The organism is Shewanella hanedai (assembly GCF_007197645.1).
Taxonomy (GTDB): domain Bacteria; phylum Pseudomonadota; class Gammaproteobacteria; order Enterobacterales; family Shewanellaceae; genus Shewanella; species Shewanella hanedai.
The window spans coordinates 334,071-352,245 of sequence record NZ_VKGK01000001.1; the positions used below are offsets into that span (position 1 = coordinate 334,071).

Annotated in this window: 13 protein-coding genes; 1 reads left to right on the plus strand and 12 read right to left on the minus strand. The window is 40.6% G+C overall.

The annotated features are described in order from the left end of the window. Position 1 precedes the first annotated feature (1 nt). From FN961_RS01285 to zapE, 3 genes are all read right to left on the minus strand, one after another. Complete coding sequence (locus FN961_RS01285) at positions 2-793, minus strand: ABC transporter permease (protein WP_143562847.1); 792 nt, start codon at positions 791-793, stop codon at positions 2-4. A gap of 108 nt (positions 794-901) precedes the next feature. Next, positions 902-2,569 carry a methyl-accepting chemotaxis protein gene (locus tag FN961_RS01290; protein ID WP_143562734.1) on the minus strand — a complete coding sequence of 556 codons (1,668 nt, stop codon included), beginning with the start codon at positions 2,567-2,569 and terminating at the stop codon, positions 902-904. A gap of 311 nt (positions 2,570-2,880) precedes the next feature. After that, entirely contained in the window at positions 2,881-4,032 is a 1,152-nt protein-coding gene (zapE, locus tag FN961_RS01295; RefSeq protein WP_143562735.1) for a cell division protein ZapE, read from the minus strand. 153 nt (positions 4,033-4,185) lie between these two features. Here zapE and FN961_RS01300 point away from each other — a divergent pair, with 153 nt between their 5' ends. Next, complete coding sequence (locus FN961_RS01300; RefSeq protein WP_143562736.1) at positions 4,186-5,223, plus strand: hypothetical protein; 1,038 nt, start codon at positions 4,186-4,188, stop codon at positions 5,221-5,223. A gap of 44 nt (positions 5,224-5,267) precedes the next feature. Here FN961_RS01300 and FN961_RS01305 read toward each other — a convergent pair whose 3' ends face one another. From FN961_RS01305 to FN961_RS01345, 9 genes are all read right to left on the minus strand, one after another. Then, entirely contained in the window at positions 5,268-6,707 is a 1,440-nt protein-coding gene (locus FN961_RS01305) for an OmpA family protein (RefSeq protein WP_143562737.1), read from the minus strand. Between the two features lie 61 nt (positions 6,708-6,768). After that, entirely contained in the window at positions 6,769-8,604 is a 1,836-nt protein-coding gene (locus FN961_RS01310; RefSeq protein WP_143562738.1) for a hypothetical protein, read from the minus strand. A 221-nt stretch (positions 8,605-8,825) separates the two neighbouring features. Next, positions 8,826-10,145 carry a hypothetical protein gene (locus tag FN961_RS01315; protein ID WP_143562739.1) on the minus strand — a complete coding sequence of 440 codons (1,320 nt, stop codon included), beginning with the start codon at positions 10,143-10,145 and terminating at the stop codon, positions 8,826-8,828. Positions 10,146-10,341: 196 nt separating this feature from the next. Next, positions 10,342-10,803, minus strand: coding sequence for a hypothetical protein (locus FN961_RS01320; RefSeq protein WP_143562740.1), 462 nt, complete (start codon positions 10,801-10,803; stop codon positions 10,342-10,344). Then, positions 10,803-11,510: a hypothetical protein gene (locus tag FN961_RS01325; protein WP_143562741.1), complete on the minus strand. Its 708-nt coding sequence runs from the start codon at positions 11,508-11,510 to the stop codon at positions 10,803-10,805. The genes FN961_RS01320 and FN961_RS01325 overlap by 1 nt, the downstream gene beginning before the upstream one ends. Before the next feature lie 745 nt (positions 11,511-12,255). Beyond that, positions 12,256-12,729 carry a hypothetical protein gene (locus FN961_RS01330; RefSeq protein ID WP_143562742.1) on the minus strand — a complete coding sequence of 158 codons (474 nt, stop codon included), beginning with the start codon at positions 12,727-12,729 and terminating at the stop codon, positions 12,256-12,258. Beyond that, positions 12,729-13,424 carry a hypothetical protein gene (locus FN961_RS01335; protein WP_143562743.1) on the minus strand — a complete coding sequence of 232 codons (696 nt, stop codon included), beginning with the start codon at positions 13,422-13,424 and terminating at the stop codon, positions 12,729-12,731. The genes FN961_RS01330 and FN961_RS01335 overlap by 1 nt, the downstream gene beginning before the upstream one ends. A gap of 167 nt (positions 13,425-13,591) precedes the next feature. Beyond that, positions 13,592-14,011 carry a hypothetical protein gene (locus FN961_RS01340; protein ID WP_143562744.1) on the minus strand — a complete coding sequence of 140 codons (420 nt, stop codon included), beginning with the start codon at positions 14,009-14,011 and terminating at the stop codon, positions 13,592-13,594. 55 nt (positions 14,012-14,066) lie between these two features. Beyond that, positions 14,067-18,128 carry a hypothetical protein gene (locus tag FN961_RS01345; protein WP_143562745.1) on the minus strand — a complete coding sequence of 1,354 codons (4,062 nt, stop codon included), beginning with the start codon at positions 18,126-18,128 and terminating at the stop codon, positions 14,067-14,069. Between the last annotated feature and the right edge of the window lie 47 nt (positions 18,129-18,175).

The window sequence follows — 18,175 nt, forward strand, 5'->3', positions numbered from 1 at the left end:
CTTAGAGTTGAGTCGTTTTTATCTTTATAAAGCCTGTGTGAGTGATGCTTCGCTTAATTGATAATATTAATGAAGTGGTGACAGAGAGACTCAAGGCCACAAAAATAGCGACGAGAATAATGAGCTGATATTTCACTGCTAACATCGGATCGCTCCCTCCTAAAATTTGCCCTGTCATCATTCCTGGTAAGGTCACCAACCCCATGCTGGTCAAAGAGGCTAATATGGGCGCTAAAGACTGAGACAATGCAGATTGCAAGAAAGGAAAAGCGGCTTGATAAGGTTGTGCGCCCAGTGCTAGAGCTCCCTCATACTCCATCTTTTTTTCATCAAAAGCTGTAAATAATCGCTGCAGGGCAACAATATTACCGCTTAAAGAGTTTCCCAATAACATGCCAGCAAGTGGGATGAGATATTGAGCGCTATACAGAGGCTGGGGTTGAAGTAGTAGCAAAAGTAAAATGAACATCAGGGGGATAACCCCGATGATAAGGCCTGACAATACCGGGAGGTAGAGAACTCGCCTTGGGAGTTTTGCACCAGTGACAATGGCACTAGTCCCGATGAGAACCATTACGCTTAACCATAAGATATTGATCAGTAAACTGTCGAGAGAGAAAAGAAACTCCAGATAGAGACCAACCAAAATGAGCTGACAGATCATACGGGTGACAGAAATGGATATTTCGCGGCCCAGATGCAGCTTTAACTTAAGGTTTATCGCTAAAGGGACTATCAGCACTGACATAAAGACAGCGAGCTGCCACCAGGCAATATCAATACTCGATCCCATTGTCATTTCTGCTCTTAATTGTCTCCAGAAGAAGACTGGAATTTTATGCGTAATTCATAAGCAGGTCAAAACCTTATCCAGAAGGGCCTAGGGCCCCTTCTGCCAGAGTTAGGTTTGGAACTGGTTTACCTGAGTTTGTAATCGAATACTAATTTCAGCCAACTCTAAACCTGCTTGTGCAGTTTGAGTTGCACCGGTTGAGAGTTCAATAGACATATTATGAATCTTATCGATATTACGATTAACCTCTTCTGATACCGCGCATTGCTCTTCAGAAGCAGACGCTATTTGCGCACTCATCTGGTTAATATTATCCATCGCTTGGGCAATTAAGTTAAGGGCATCACCAGAGTTACTTGCATGATCGACTGCTGTTTTTGATTGCTCTTGGCTTCTTTCCATCACAGAAACAGCCTTACCTGAGCTGGTTTGTAACTTCTCAACTATCTCATTTATCTCCTCAGTGGATTGCTGGGTTCGCGTAGCGAGTGTGCGAACTTCATCGGCAACGACGGCAAAACCACGACCTTGCTCCCCAGCTCGTGCTGCTTCAATAGCGGCATTGAGAGCTAATAGATTTGTTTGCTCAGCTATTCCTTTAATGACCTCAAGCATGGAAGTGATTGCACTGCTTTGGCTCTCTACCTCTAAAATTGCATGGGCAGACTCTTCTAACTGATTAGAGAGCTCATTAATTTGTTCAATGACTTGTTTGACGACTTTGGTGCCTTTCTCTGTGTGTTCTGAAGCTTGACTTGCTGAATTCGCTGTTTGCGCGATATTGGTGGCGACATCTCTGCTAGTGGTCGTTAACTCATTCATTGCTGTCGCGACCTGGGCTGTTTCATCACGTTGTATCTCAATTGTCGTGCTGGTTTGAGCCGTGACGACAGAAACCTCTTCTGCAGCTGTTGATAGCTGTACTGTCATCTCTGCGATATCTGAAAACAGGTTTAACAATTTCTGTCGCATTTCATTCATCGCAGTTAAGAGTTCGCCGATCTCATCTTTACTGGTAATTTCTATACTCTGGCTAAGATCGCCCGAGGCCGTGTTAATTGCAGAGCGAATTCCGCTAACAATGGTGCTGGTGGTAATCCAGCTTGTGATGGTACCAAATAATATACTGACGATGGCGATGACAATGAGCATCAATATTGCTTCATGCTCGTAAGCTTCTGCATGTTTGGCGCTTTTTTCGGTAAATTCGCCAATTTCATTAAGCAGTGCTTTTAATTCATTATCCAACTTTTCCTCTTCAACCTCTACTTGTGCTGCAATCTCCTCTGCTGCATGTCTTTGGCCTTGATTGAGTAAAGTAAATACCTGATGTGCATGTATAACGAAGCTTTTATGCTCTATGTCTATTTGTTTAAGACCAATATTTAAAGACTCAAACTCTTTTAAGGCCTCTCCTGTAGCACCTAGCATAGCGTTTTCACTCATGCTCTGTGCTGCTGAGAGCTCCTTTTCAATCTCTTCAGTACCATGATCAAACTTCCCGATTACAGTCTGTAATTTGGCCGCGGCGTTTTCTTCTAGTTGTAGAATACTGCCGTAATGCATAGCGCGTTCAAATTGAATGACTTGCTCAAGTTGTAGGGTAGTGATGGAAGCGAGCTTTTTAGTCAAAGGGATATCTTGTTCTGCAATGGTTTCAAGCTCGACACCAATTTTATTCATTGAGTAGATAGCAAAGCCAGAGCTGAAAATAAGCAGGAATATCAATAAGCCTGCACTTCCTATCAATTTAGCTTTAAGAGAAAGATTGTTCATCGGTGTTTCCTTTATTCTGGTTTATCCTACGGCTTTCCAAGTTGTGATTAGTTGGCAGGCAATTCAGTCTTTAAGTTTGATTATTGGAAAGGATATAAGTAAGCGTAACTGCTATCTAGCCTTTGTCCACTCACAAGCCTTAAAGGCTGTAAATTCTGTATCTTAGTATTGAAAAGGTTTTGCTATAAAGGGAACTTAATAGGTTTTGCTAAGAAATATTATTGTTCAATATTAATAGGTTGGAACTTACTCCTTTTTAGTTTGATGATGTGGGATAGCGTTGGGTGCAATCAAGTCTCATTTGACTTTGGTTAAGTCACTTTATTATCTGTAACGGGCTGCATTAGCTTGTCGAAATACTCTAAAGACTGCATTTCAGTTAAACGGCTATAAGTTCGTTTAAATTCGAAACTAAGGGCACCGCCAATATAGAGATCTTCCAAGGTGACTGTGGCGCTAAGATAGAGGTTTACGCCTTGGTCATAAAGCTCATCAACTAGGCTGATAAAACGTCTGGCAGGATCATCATTAACGGCATACTCCAGTTGCCGTTCACCAGTCTTAGTCGCTATTGAACCATCTTCAGTGCCACGTGCGCGTATCCAGCCCTTGAGTTCTCCACCAAGAGGAGGTATGCCACTGAGTAAGATGGTGTCGAAGCGACTGGCCAATTCAATATAATCGAGTTGTGAGCGTGGACCATTACAGAGGGCGTTAAAATCGAACCAAGCGATATTTTGATTGGCTTTCACCACCTCAATAGACCTGCCTAAGATCATTAACGCTTGGTTGTGGTTAAGTGCACCGCAACTTAATTGATCGAATAAAGCTGTAAAGTTTGCTTGAGACTTAAGAAAATAGGTTTGACGATAGCTAAGGTGCCGTAGTCGATGGTCTTGCGGCCCATTTAAGTGGATCTGCTGAGTATGTTGTTGCAGTAGTGCAATTGCGGGTTCGAACCTTTGTCGCTGTAAGCCATTTTCATATAAGCGTTCGATGGGAATGTTTGAGGTTGCAACGAGCACGATATCGAGTTCAAAGAGGGCGTTAAACAAGGTACCTAAAATCATGGCGTCACCAATGTCGGCAACAAAAAACTCATCGAAGCAGATCACTGTTGATTCGGCAGCTATGCGTTTAGCAATCCGTTTTAGCGGATCTCGATTGCCAGATTCTAGCATCATCTCTTTATGGATCCGCGCCATAAAACGGTGAAAATGCAGCCTTAGAGGCGTGTGTCCAGTGAGCTCTGCAGTGGCGTTACAGAAAAGATCCATGAGCATGGTTTTTCCTCTGCCTACATCTCCCCATAAGTACAGGCCTAGCATCTGCTGTTTTGTGGGGTTTTTTAGCTGTTGATAGAGGGTTTCTAGTTGAATCAAAGCCTGTAATTGAACGGAATCATTGGCAAAGTTGGATTGTTCCAGTTTTTGGTAGTAGCGCTTAAGCGGAGAGAAACTCATAGACGAAGCTAGATCTTATTAAGAGGGAATAACGTGTCAGTATACCCTAATTTAGAACAGAGCATCAGCAGGTCATAGACTGGTAAATGAGCGATTAATCCTGTAGCTTAATGGTTGTTTATTGAGCAACTATATAGTTGAGGTAAGTAAATTGTGATTAAACTTATACATATTTTATTACTCGTCAGTTTTTCTACGATGAGTTTGGCTGATGAGCCTAGAGATGTGGTGTTTGGTTTGTTATTAATCAGTGATGATTCAGCAGATAATAAGTTAGCAGCCAAAGACCTTTACCACCTCCCTCCTGAAGACCCTAAGCTTTTAGACCTTGCAGCATGGGTATTGACCAACCAAGCACCACTGAATAACGATGAGCAGGAGGACACGTTGTCCTGGTTAGCAAAAGCCTTGGGTGCTTCTAAGAAGGCAAGGTACAGAGATTTGTTAACTGAATTGAATAGCCAAACCTCCTCCACAAAACTAAAACGTTATATTAAAGGCGCACTGACAGAGATTGGTGAGGTGCAAGGGCAAGCGTTTGCGCTTGAAAGTTATGATGCCGATAAGGTGAGTCAAGAACTGCAGGCGCTAGCGATTGAAACCCAGATCTCTAAAAAAGATTTTTCACAGGTGAGTGTGGGCTCGAGTCTTAAGGATGTATTACAAGCCTTAGGTCAACCAAATACTGTCGGACAATATGTTCGCAGTAGTTATAAGCTTTTTCTCGGTAATATAAAGGTGCAAAATTTACGTTTAACCTACCTAAATGCTGGTTCAATGGAGTTCAGCTTAGACAGTAATGTTTGGGTGCTTAAAAACGCGTTTACTCAATCAGATATTGATACTACAGATGTCGCACCGACTGAAGTGGCTCTGGTTTCTCAATTACTTGGCAGTGATTATATTTTAGTGCGTAAAAGTGCCCGTGAGGCTATAGCAACAAAACTGACCAATCCCGCGGCATTGGATCAGGTTGCACAAAGGGTATGGCAGCTTAAAGATATTGATGATAAATACATGGGGGATGCAATGGCATGGCTATGTAAAGTGTTAGCTGCCAGTGGCAATGGTCGTTACCATGATGTTCTCAATAAAATACATGAACAAGCTGGCAATAAAAAAATTGCTAAATATGCAAAATCTTCCAGAAAAGAACTAACAAGATCTGAACCTAGCTTTCAGGTTCAATAGCAATACGGCTTAAATTGATGAGTGGCTAATGCCACTCGCTTGTTTTATAGCTTGTCAGATCTCAGCACCAGCTCAACACGGCGATTGAGTTTCTGCCCCGCTTCATTGCTATTGTTAGCCACCGGAGAATACTCGCCAATCCCCTTAGGAGTGAGCTGGGTTTTAGGGACTTGATATTCAGACACTAAGAGCTTAACAACGGCTTTAGCACGTTTATCTGATAGTATCTGATTGTAACTCTGCTTACCTTTATCATCAGTGTGACCTATGACATAGAAGCTTTGTTTTGGATGAGATTTAAGATAGGTAGCCACAACTTCAACAACCGATTTCGCCTCTGGTAATATCTGGTCACTGTCGAATTTAAACAGTAATCCATCCAGTGCGACATGGCCGGTTTCAGCCATCTTATCTGTTAATCCATCGAGATCAATGTTGACTCTATCGTCGACGAGTTGTGTTTCTTCGACCACTCTCAACTCGACCCAAAGGCCATCACTGTAGCCGATAACATAAACCATGGCATGCACTCTGCCTTCAGGACGATCTAGCGTGTATAAACTGTAAAATTGACTCTCATCTTGGCCGTTACTGGCTAAGGTTTTAATATTCTGGTAAACCTTAGTTCGTCCACCACAATCCTTTCCCTGACAGTTAAATACTGATGTAAAACCTAATTGTGAGAGTGCCGCTTTATAGTTAGCATTCACTTCATACTCTGAGTAATTACGGGGTAGATCGTAACTTATGTCTGTGATCCGTCCTTCAAGCTCTTCAAGTTGGTACTTTTTTTTATTGATGGCACTTATCACTTTGATTTGGCCAAAATCGAACTGTTTATAATCATTAATATATGCACCAGGCAACCGATCAATCATAGGATGGTCTTTACTGTTGCGTTGATCCTTGTGTGATCTGTCTTCAAACTGGTTCTGAATGATTTCAGTGCCAAGGTATGCTTGATTTACTTTGACCAAATCCAGAGGTTCTGGCACCACTTCAACTATGTCTAACTGTAAGCTTGCACTTCTCTTCCAGTTGGCGGAATAGAGTGATAGAAAAAGTAACTTTTTATCGAGCACTAATTTAGCAGTTACTAGCGCAGGGTGATTTTTTGGGGTCGTGTTCAGAGGGCTAATTTGTTGTTGTAATCGATTTTCTTTACCGCATTGTTCTGTCGCACACTCAAAGAGTATCTCACCACCTAGTTTGGTAATTTGTGCTTTGTAGTTATTAATTATGTGAGTAGGTTCATAGCTCACTGGTATTTCGTAAGAGATCCGAGAGAGTTTTCCGCTAATATCATCCATGAGGTACTTTCCCTCATCCAGCCCTATTACAAGTGGATAATAAGTAAAGTGACGCTCAAGCTTTTTATCGATTTTTGCTTCAGATAATGGGGCAAAAAGTTGCTCTTTGGCATTCACTTGCGCGCTCAATACTATACTTGTTGCCAATAGTAGGCTAAATCCAACACGTAACATGATTGTACTCACTCCATGAAGAAACGGATGGAGGGCAGAGCCCTCACAAGCTCACTGTGACCTATTTACTTGGTAAAAGCGAGATTAGGTGCTGATAATATCTCTGACCGAAACTGTCTTCTTCACCGTTATAAGTGAGTAGAAGAAAGTCATTCATGTCATCGAAACTGATGGCCTTATTCATCTCTATTTCAATAATTTGATCATCATTAATTAGATAGTTATCTGGTATGACTTGGGCTGCAATTTCTTGTGGGACATTAATTTCAACAATATGTATCACAGGTAGATCATTGGGACTGGTTTGCAGTGACCATTCGAACGTGCTTATTGTCCCAAATGTTAACTCAATCGATAGCTGCTTTTTCGTCTCATTAATGGTTACTTCATCAGAGGAGAATGTTGGCCAAAACAGGCGAGCCATATCCGCAGTTGTGAGCAGTTCCGGATCATTATGAGTGGGCATATCCCAAGTCGAATAGTTAGCTTCAATACGGCACATCACATCCTGAGTTTGCTCGATATTGTAGCGATAGATGTATGCGGGCCAGTCGAGTTTATTTAGTTTAAATGCAATGGGTGTAGCCTCGATTATAGCGCTCCACTCTTCACTGTCTCTATGGTGTTTCTCGACGCTAAAGTTAATGGGTACATCAGTACCATCGTAATGGGTTGTGATTGTATTGTTGTGATACACAGCTGCAACTGGTTCATAGCCTTGATTATCACGATTAACATTGATCCATGTTTCAAGCTCACCATTCCAACACTCAACCGGAATGGGCTGCTCGTTACTTGAGTCGATGATGGAACCGCTAGGTTGATTGTCGGTGACAAAACCCGCTAGAGTGAGATTTGGATTTCCGTAGTCTAGTGTGTAGAAGCTGTTAAGGTGCACGGGTGCCAAAGTGAACTGGTGAGGAGTTAACCCATCATCCATGATATTGGATTTTAGTATCTGCCAATCATCCCCTGACATGATTTTTTCATCAAATGGTGTGTCGATATAACCTTGTGCAAGTAAGGTATTGTTTACCAAAAAACGTACAGCGATGGGATCTGAATTTAGATACTCATCGACAGATAGACCTGAGCCTTCAATTAACGCCATAAGCGCCGATTTACTGCTTGAGAGCACTTCATCAACGCCCAAAATAGCAGTGAGATTGTCATCGATTAACGCGGTCAGATGGGAGTGTAACTTTTGGGTATTAACGAATGCTTCGGCTTTACTTTGTTCTGTCGATAACTGATAAACATCACTGCCTGAGTGTGGGTAAAGAGAGTTAAGAATGACTGCCAGTGCCTGTTTCTTTATCACAATATCACTGCTCGATAAGGTTTGTGCGTGCATCTGTTCATAACGTTGGAATTCGATGTGAGTTAACGCATTAATGGCACCATCATGCTCGCTTAATGACATTAACTGAGCGGCGGCATTATTGATAATGGTGTTGGTTTTTTTTGGTGCCACTGAATGGGTATTGTTCGGTGAAATAAACTGGGGAATGTTAAGGCGTGTCGATTTGTATTTAACAGATAACTGAGTCGGAACGGCTAAGATTGATGTATTAGTATCAGTCCAATTTGCGATCAGGTAATACTCGGGAGTTTCTGTACTGTCCGTCCAGTTAATGAGGTAGCTGCCGTCTGGTTCAGTGGTAGATTGTGGGTCATCGGCATCGCAAAGTTTGTTTATGTTTAAGTCTACGCAGACATCTGCCCCAGCAATAGCACCTGAATAGGCGACAATACCACTTACCTTGTGGTCAAACTCATCAGTTGCTGGTGGCACGATAACAGGGGGGACAATATCGGCAGGATTTGAATCAGATCCCCCACAAGCACTCAGTAATAATGATGAGAGGAATATAAGACCTAACTTAGGTTTGAGCATATCTGTATCCTTACAAATATTGAAGCAAGATGCTGAATCGAATAATTATCCTGTTTTTTGGCTGGTGGGCTATTCCCCGAAAGGATGTATTTAAGACGAAAGAATGATTATCTCAAGGATATGTACCCAAACGGCTTAGGAGTGCTCGCTTCAGAGGCCTTGTACTAGCTCAATTGCAGATGTGTTTCCAAGTAGCTTGAGCCATTATAAGGTTATCTGCTTTATTGTTCGGGGCAATCAGTTAATACCATGAGTTGCTTTGCGCCGGAATCCAGCTGTTCCATGACGTCAACCTGTTGGCTTGAGTTCATTCCTTTATATAAAACGGCAACATTTTGGTGGGTGAAAAGTGGCGCTAATGGATCACAGTCTTTCGATTTATGAATTGAGAGTGTACTTGGGGTCGCTAGGGCTAGATGCTCCCAATCCTGAGTCTCAACATTTGTGAGATTCATTGAGCCTTTAAATGAAGACAAATTGCCAAATGTGTTCAGTGTGAGAGAACTCAGATAAAGGGTCTCTAAAGAGGAAAGTGTGTTAAGAGGGGATAAAGAATCCAGTGTACCTCCTTTAATATTAATCATGGTTATCTGCTCAAAATTGACAAGGTCGTCGAGCTGGCTATGGCTACCTTCAGGTAAATCGCAAGTGAAAAAGATCACTTGATGGGTCAGTGTCGCTTGAGAAGTGGCTGCCGATTGCTTGATACAAGATTCGATATGTTTATCGCTAAAGTTCAGATCGGATATGGAGATAGTCGGTTTACGTTTGATGGTGATATTAATTTCAGCAACATCGTCAGCCGTCTCGACTCTTCCGCTTATGTTGGCGTTTGTTTTAACCAAACCTTCTGAGGGATAACGGTCGTCAATAAACTCATCATCTAACATCTGTTTATGGGATTGTTCCCCTTGCTGAGTGGACATGTGGTTTAGTTGACTATCCAACGCATTGAAACCTTGGTTAAGTGGACCTATTGCTTCTGTCATATAGCAGAGCTTAAACATCTCAAATAGGTTCACCGTCATCGCGACTCTGGATTGATTTATATTGATCTCTGTTAAGGCGGCAAATGCCTCTTCTTCGCTTGAGGTGGCAGCGAGGGATTTAATGTTATTGACGTACTTTTGTAACTCCGTAATGGTTTGCCTAAACTCGGCTATCTGCTGTGGTTGATAACAGCTTGAATCTCGACTGATGGAGTAAACAAAAGTGTGATAATGACCAAGATAAGTGTTGGCAATTGACAGCATCTCTTTTGCATCGAGCTCTATTTTTCCCATTAAGCCACTTTGGAGTACAGCTTTGGCACTTTTAGTTTGCTCTAAAGTCTGATTTAAGCGCTCAAAATGGCTGGCATGCTGCTGATTGAGTTTTCGAGCTTGTTTGAGGATATCATCAGTATTGAGCTGAAATGTATCGATAGCGTCTTTGGTACTGCTTAGCTGGGGCGAACTTTCATTATTTGCTTGTGCTGAAAAATGGATAGCACAGAGAAGAATAGCGCTTCGTAACAGGGGGGATTTTAATGACTTCTTCACTCTATATTCTCCAATTGTGCCATTATCCATAGTGACAGAAAGCGGTGACTCCATCATGACTGAATTTCAGGTTTGCTTCTACGCTCTAGGTTTTATATTTACAGCGAAAGCTTACCTCCATCCATAGAGGAAATATATTATTCTTAGGGAGGGGTTAATAGCAAATAATGAAACCAAGTCAAATCTCGCGTCTATATCATGTTAAGAAGGGTTTACCGCTAAACTTTGCGATTCTATGGCCGAGTCTATTCATCTCAGCTTGGCTTCCGAAATTAAACTTAAAGGGCTTGTCTTTTAAGCTTGATATGATCAGTAAATTGTAATGGTTAGTTTTTTTCGGATCAAAATCAAGGCTAAAAGCTTTGATGTTATCCATTGGGATATCTTGTTTGGCTACTGGGTACACTGAATTAATCTGTGTGCTAATTAATCTTTTATTTAAATCAATCTCAATGGACACCTTAACAAATAGTAGGTGCCAAGTTAATAAAGCGGCTAATGCCCAATAGATGACAGACAGGTCACTGTTACGTCCAAGTGTTAATCCAATAACAATTGTTATTAATACGGTGACAGCACCTATTATTTTACGACTAACAAAGTTCACACTTGTATGGGTGATAATAGCTTTGGTCGAGGATATCTTTTTAAATAACATTAGTCAGATCCTAATTGTTTTAATAAAAAACCAAGAGTAATAAAGACTGGAAGCGGGAGAAGTATTTTCAACCACACCATCGAATTCCAAAGAGGTTGAATAGCATGATTCGAGGCAACAGTATCAGCCATTTTACAACTTAATAGCCTAGTGATACCACTGTTGTTAAATGGTATTACATCAGGATACTGACTCACTTGCTCAAAGGTTTGCACTTGAAAAAGTCTCATAATGAATAGTAGTGTTTCCTCTGCCTCTTCAACTTTTCCTATCACATAATTCTGCTTACGTATAATGAGTTGATAAGTGTTTTGTTTGTGTATTGAAGGGGTGAGAATGATGCTGGTTTTTGCTAACAGCTTCTCTTTCGTTCGTCTAAGTTTGATACCGAATAAACGGAACTCAAAATAAGAGGTTGCTGTAATGCTATCTAACACGAGTGTTTTTGTCGCCGCCAAACAAAAAATAATGATGGCCATCATAAACAAACTGGCGTAGAGATAAACGTTCTGTTGTGAGCCATAAAGAGTGATGTGTATAAGTAAGGCTTCGATCATAGGGAATATCAAAATAAAAATGATGGTACGCCTGAATAATCGGGATTCAGTTGCCAAAATTAACCTATCTGGCAATCCTTTATTGCTGATGTGTACCTTACTCTTTTTTGATAGAGCTGAGTAATTCAAAGGTATACCCTTCTTATTCAAACGAATCACCGTTTTATTTATATTTTTTAGTTACTAATGCGAATTAATACCATAGCTATCATGTCAAAACTATTATCACTTAGTATAATAGAATTATCGATATGATTATTAATAAGTATTATCTATCATTCTATTTAACGTGTATTCCCTCTTCGTCTGATAATGACTATGCTCCAAGTGTTTTCGTATAGAATGCATTTACTTCACCGGTTGTTCTTTATTAATTTGTATGTTTGGTGTTTATTGTTTTTTTTATGTTGCTTGTTTTCTTGATTATATTTTTAATTGTTAATTTACATGCTATTTGTTGACTAATGCTTTTTTAGATGTTTTCTTGTTAATTCATTTATTTAATTATCATTGGTAAAGGTAGGGTTTTATTCTGATGGATTAAATTTTATGATTATTTATGTTGGTTGTTAACGTTTTATTATCTTTTTTGTGATTATAATGTTGTTGCTGATTTTAATCACGAAGTATGATTGGTTATTTGGATTTATATTATGTACTCCTACATGCGTAGATAATAAATTAATATCTAGGACAATAATTGTCTGTATATTATGCATAAGGTTACATACCCAAAGGTATGTAACATGTCGTTATAAATGTTTAAACATTAAGTCATGCAAATGTGTTAATTGGAGTATGACATTGCTCATTTACGGTGTTGGCTGATTGTGAGGGCTGAGATCATTCTTGTTCTATTATCAGACATCATTTCAATATTATTCGATGAACAACATCAATATTTTGCACTGTTCAATAAGGTCTTATTGCAAAAATCTGACAGTTTTTCAGCTAATATATTCATCGATTGCAGGCTGCCGAATTCAAGCCTAATGGGCTTCAACCTTTCATCCATGATGATTGAAAGCTTGTATTGATGTTGTCTTGTCGAGTCTTTATCGACTCTAAATGCCTTTATGTCAGCAATGGAGATATCTTGCTGTGCAATTAGGTAAATAGAACTTACACGGGTGCTAATGGTTTGATTAGCGATATCAATATGGATCTGTTTTCTTGCAAAAAGTAAGTGCCAACCTAAAAGTGCACCAAAAGCCCAACCGATAACCACACCATAATTTTCATCTCCAAGGCGAGTTGCCATAAAAATAGTGAGTACAGCAAGAATAGCGCTGATAATAGTTCGGCTAATCTTTGAGAAGCGAGTCGTTGTAATCTTTGCTTGTGTAGGACTAAGCTGCTTAAACACCATTATAGCGCTCCTCCAAAGAGTTTAATGCCAATACCTATCATCAACAAATAGGGTAAAGGCAATAATAATCGAGCAAAGTTAATTGGCTGCCACAGAGGTGGGTATTCCTGAATGGGGTCATTTGCAGCACAAGGATGCTTAATCAACATAGATGCGGCTAACTGTGCTTCATCTAGTTTACAAGTTTGCGGAAAATGACTTATTTGCTCAGTGGCTTGCAGATCAAAGTGATTGGCAACAAATAATGTGGCTCGAAGTGTTTCTGTGAAATTGCCGATGGGATAGCTCAGTTGATCTATTTTTAACTCAAATTGCTGATGATCTTTGCTGAAGCGACGAAGTAGTAATTCTGTAGTGCTGAGCGGAAATGGGTCAGTCTTGGATAGATGCTTACCCATAAAACTCAGCTCAAAATAACGAGTGTCACTTTCTTTATCTAACACTAATGTGTGTGTTAATAACCACAGTACTAGGTCTAAAAGGATCAAGAAGCCGGCGACAAATTGGTAGAAGGTTTGCTCCATGCCATCCAAAGTGACAGCCATTGTAAGGGATGCAAGCAGGGGGGCTAATAAAATCAAAGCCAGTGCCCGTATGTAAGATTGCTTCTTGGTGGCGAGCTTTAGCCTTAATGGTAAATCGGTCGCTTTAATATGTACTTTTGTATTCTCGGATAGTTGTGAATATTGGAGCATGTATTATTCCCTTTTCGAACTTATCCCTTGTTCGCATTTGCTTAACAGTGCCATGCATTTCAATCAAATTGAAAGTATTGAGTACAGGTAGACTTAAGATTGATGACCGTAACATCAATCTAGATGAGCCAATAGGTATCCTCATTGATGGGAACGGCAGGTATGGGTTAAGGCAGTGATGATAAAAACCATCCTTTGGGGGTTTGAATAAACTTACAATTCATCGTTGAGCGGTATTTCTCACCAATAATGAGAAGATCTACCTTGGCTTGTTTTTGAGCCTGATACCTCTCTTTCTTAATCTCTGATGGTGCTTGGTAGCTCACTTTGACTGGTTCAATACTGATGATTGTTTCTTTGATAAACCAGCGCTTATGAGCTCGTTCTAATACCTTCATCGAACGTTTTTTTTCAAAGTCTGATGGGGTGACAGGCATTTGGGCTAAAAACGTGGTGAGATCTTTTTTCTCAATAAACTCAAAAGTGTCTAAACATCGTTGAGTTAATGTTTTATCCAAATTTGGTGATGTCTCGGCCATGCTGGTGCTTAGCCACAACAAAGGTGTTAAAGCGAGGTAACGTAACATTATTATTCCTTATTAGAATGGAGAGTGGCAATACACTCTCCATTCTATTCATCGTTTACTCATGCTGTAATGCGTTAAGTGGATTGATTTTACTGGTCACTTTTAGATTTGTGGGACCGACTTCAACTTGGAAGGTTTTCACACTATCCTTGAGCAGATCTCGTCCTTCTAAAGCATCTCCACCCACCGAAATAACATTACCTTCAAATAGGATGTAATAGGTTCCGATTTCATCCTCAGCACGAATACCAACAAGCTTAACGGTATGAGAACCTGCATTTAGCGGGACTGAGATCGGGCCAACTTTTCGTTGAGGGCTTGAACCATCAGTAATTACTTTATCATCAACCACTAATTTAAAGATATCATCATTAAAGTTACCATTGTCTCCAAATGTTATATCTAAAATGAACGGGATCGTAAACACGAGTCCGTTACTTACTTCATTATTGACTTCTACTGTTACCTCACCGGTAATGACATTATTAGGTACTGTCACTGTCAGCTTTCCTGCTTCAGACTTCCTGACACTTGCCACAACTCTAAGGCCATCTTTACCCGCAAAAGTGACACGGTTTTTAGATTTAAGTGTATGAAATCCGATACCTTCAATAATAATAGTGTCGCCTGGCTGTCCAGTATTTGCTTTAAGGCGAGCTATCTCTAATCCATCTCCAATCTGAATTTTGACTGGGGAGTTTGCTTCCTCGCCTCGATGTTCGACACGAACAGCAATAGGCCCGACGGCAGTTGCAAGTAGCGTTCCCGGTACAGTGATCTCCAGTAATGTCCCTTCTGGTGAGACAGTATCATGAACTCTTTGAACTTCTAAGCTGGATGCACCTTCATCTTTTAAGTAAGTGATTGGTTCTTCATCGAACCAATACCAACGTTCGTTGATACCAAAGCCAGTACCAATAATCGATAAGGGTTTATCGACAGCCTCTGCTTTCATGATGCTAGGTTCTATATCAACAATGGTTAATCCCCAAGTGACGGTAAAATCAGACTTTATTGGAACAAAAGCCATATCTTTTATTGTCTTAACTTGATCGATTAATATGTCAGCAACTTGTGCACCAGTGATAATGGCTTCTATTTGTCCAACAAATGGCGTCCATTTTCTTAATGCTGCTCCAGCGGCCATCACTGCAATATCTTGAGGACTAACACCAAGTTCTTGAAGTACAGCTTTAGTGATTGGACCAAGCTTTCCTGCGTTGGCTGGATCGGCCAGCAGTTCAACTTCATTCTTATAGAATTCAATCGCTATCTCTTTAACAAAGTTGCCAATGTCTTCATTGGTTATGTCTTCATCATCGTATAGCTTCTCAGCTTCTTCAATGAGCTTTGGCGAGAATTGAATGACTAACTTGGTGATAACGACAGGATCAAAACCTTTGGGCTCATAGCCTATTCCGGTTAAAATAAGGTCGAAAAACTTAAGTAAAATGCCATCAACAATGGTTCTTATTGCAATGCTTTTACGGGCTTGAGTGATGGCACGATCATAGTCGCTACTGCCGTTATGAGTAAAAGGAGATGGCCCCAATGGTGCGCCAACACCTGGTGCTATCACTTGATATAGACAATTTTGGTAAGGACATTCATTGTAGTATTGATCCTTTGACCAAAACTCTAACCCTAAAAAAGTACCAGCTTGTGGGCCTAAAATATTGCCGTCCCAACCATTCTTTATGTGCTTTCTTAATGGAGAATCGAGCTGAGCTGGATCATATTCACCGTCTTCACCTAAAGGGATAATCATGGTGCTTAGGTATAATTTTGTTCTATTTTTCAGTTCGACACAGCCGTCATAACTAAGCTTACTTTTTTGGTCGTCATTTATGTCACCGTTATCTGGGCAACTTGGGTCAGACGGAAGCCAATTATCAAGAAAGTTAGTTGCATCAAGTGAATAGTCAAAATGATCGGTACCATAGCTAACGATGGTAGGTTTTATGTTGTTTGAACTTTGTTGTTGATTTTGAACCGTCTCACTCTGGAGCTGTCTTGGCTTTTTTGAATTGGCAGTGAACGATTTATTGTTGCTGTATTTGCTAAAGATCGCGTTACTTTTATTGATCAGTAAATTTGTTGTCTCTGAGCTTAGTTTATCTAAGGCAACGGGAGATTGTTCCAGCAAGGATGTTAAATACGTATGTATGTCTTCAAATTCAGGGTAGGTAACAATCGTTTCTTTAAACGTATTTAGTTGCTCCTTCGGGATTTTATTGACCCCGATAAAATCTAAAATATACCTAAAACTGGTACTGTTAGTATCGAGTGTAAAGTTGGTTTCTTGAGGAAGAATATAACCACTCAGGTAAATTTTACCATTGTGTGCATCTTGAGAGTCAAAGAAGCTTGTGACAGGTGTAAGTTGATTTTTAAAGTGCTCAACTTGAGTGTTATTGGATGCATTGAGTGAATAGGTTGAACCAAGCAAGGTCTCTATGTTGAGATCGTCGGAGTCTATATCGCCCACCTCTACCAACTGAACTGCAATTTGCTTCGTGACATAATAGGTAACCGCATTACTTTGACCGATGGCATTATTAACTTGCAACTCTCCATCAGTGAGAGTGTTAGGAGTTTTGACTGTCAGTGTTGAACCTGTATTGCTTACGATCTCAAGGGCTATGCCATTGGCAGTGATAGTCATGTCATCTGAAAAATCCGCGCCCACGAGTTGATTTTGAGCATCTTCTTTTAGCAATAGCGCCCCAGATGCGCTGATCACTGGACTGTTCTTTGGGTGTAGCGTGATATTTCTGCTGTTGGTTTTGTTGATGCCGTCTGAAATAAATACACTGCTTGTGTTAGCTGGAACATTAGCTTTGGCCACACCATTAAAAACAGATATTGGTAGGTTAATTGGCTCGAGTCCTTTACGTTTAAAGACTAAGTAATGCTGTCCGGCGCTTAATGATTCATCAATGGCAATCTGTAATAGATCGTCTTCACGGAGAAAGTTTGTGGGGATATTATTATGCGTGACGTATGGGGCGCCAGTCAGCACATCTTGATTCTCTGTTATGTCTACAAGCCTTTGTTGATCATAGATATCAAGTAGCCCATCATTATCATCATCTAGATCAAGATAGTCAGGCGTGGTGTCGAAATCAGTGTCTGTTGGTTGACTGGCATCATTACCGTACTCTTGAACATCTAGAATGGTATTACCATCGGAATCATCGTCTAGAAAATTACCGATGCCATCGTTATCACGATCGTCAGATCCTTCGATCCGATCAGATAACCCATCGCCATCACTATCAGTATCTAGCCAATTGGGAAGCGCATCGTTGTCTGGATTAAAACTGATCTGGTCAGAATATAACGGGTACAAAAACTCTTCGGTGTCCGCAATCGTATCTGAATCCGTATCGTGAGTTAAGTTATTAATTTCTAATGCTATCTCTCTAACATCATCAATAGCGTCACCATCTTGGTCCTCGAAGATCTCGGCATGGTAGGTGAAGCTCTCTTTGCCATCAAAATTAATATCGTTTATACCAATATGATGTAAACCGTCATCTAAAATTTCAACATTAATTGCAATGGCTTTTAATGCTGGGTCGATATCAATCACCCCAAAGTTTAGTGCGTTACCATTCTTGTCTGAAAAATATATATTCGGTTTAAAGTCAGGATCTTGGTATTTCAGAATTAGCGTATAAAATTGCGCTTCATCTGCGTTAAAAGAGAAGAGGTCGCCATTATCTGATTTTTGTGAAATAGCACCACTAACAGCAAAGGGTGGTTTCAATCCCACCGTTGTGGCGATGGAGGGATTATCGTTAGGCTCCACCTCAGTAATAAGATCTATCGATTGTTTTTCAAGGTCAAATGGGTAGCCATCAAACTCATCTAAAACACCATCACCATCTTCATCCCTGTTCGCCCACGTGCCGGCTAAATCAATGGGATCAGTGGGATCTGGATCCGGGTCGGGTGTTGGAGGCGGAGTAGGGGGCGTAGGATCTGTCGGTACTTCAGGATCAGTGCCTTCGCCCTCTTCAAGCTCACTATTACAGCCCGCGAGTCCAAGGGTTGCTGCGAGTAATGTGGCTAACCAAAGCTTCTGGGTTAGCTTGAGTGTGTTGTATTTCATTTTCATACTTCCCTTTGTCAATTCTTGCAGTTTCCTACTGCTTTAAA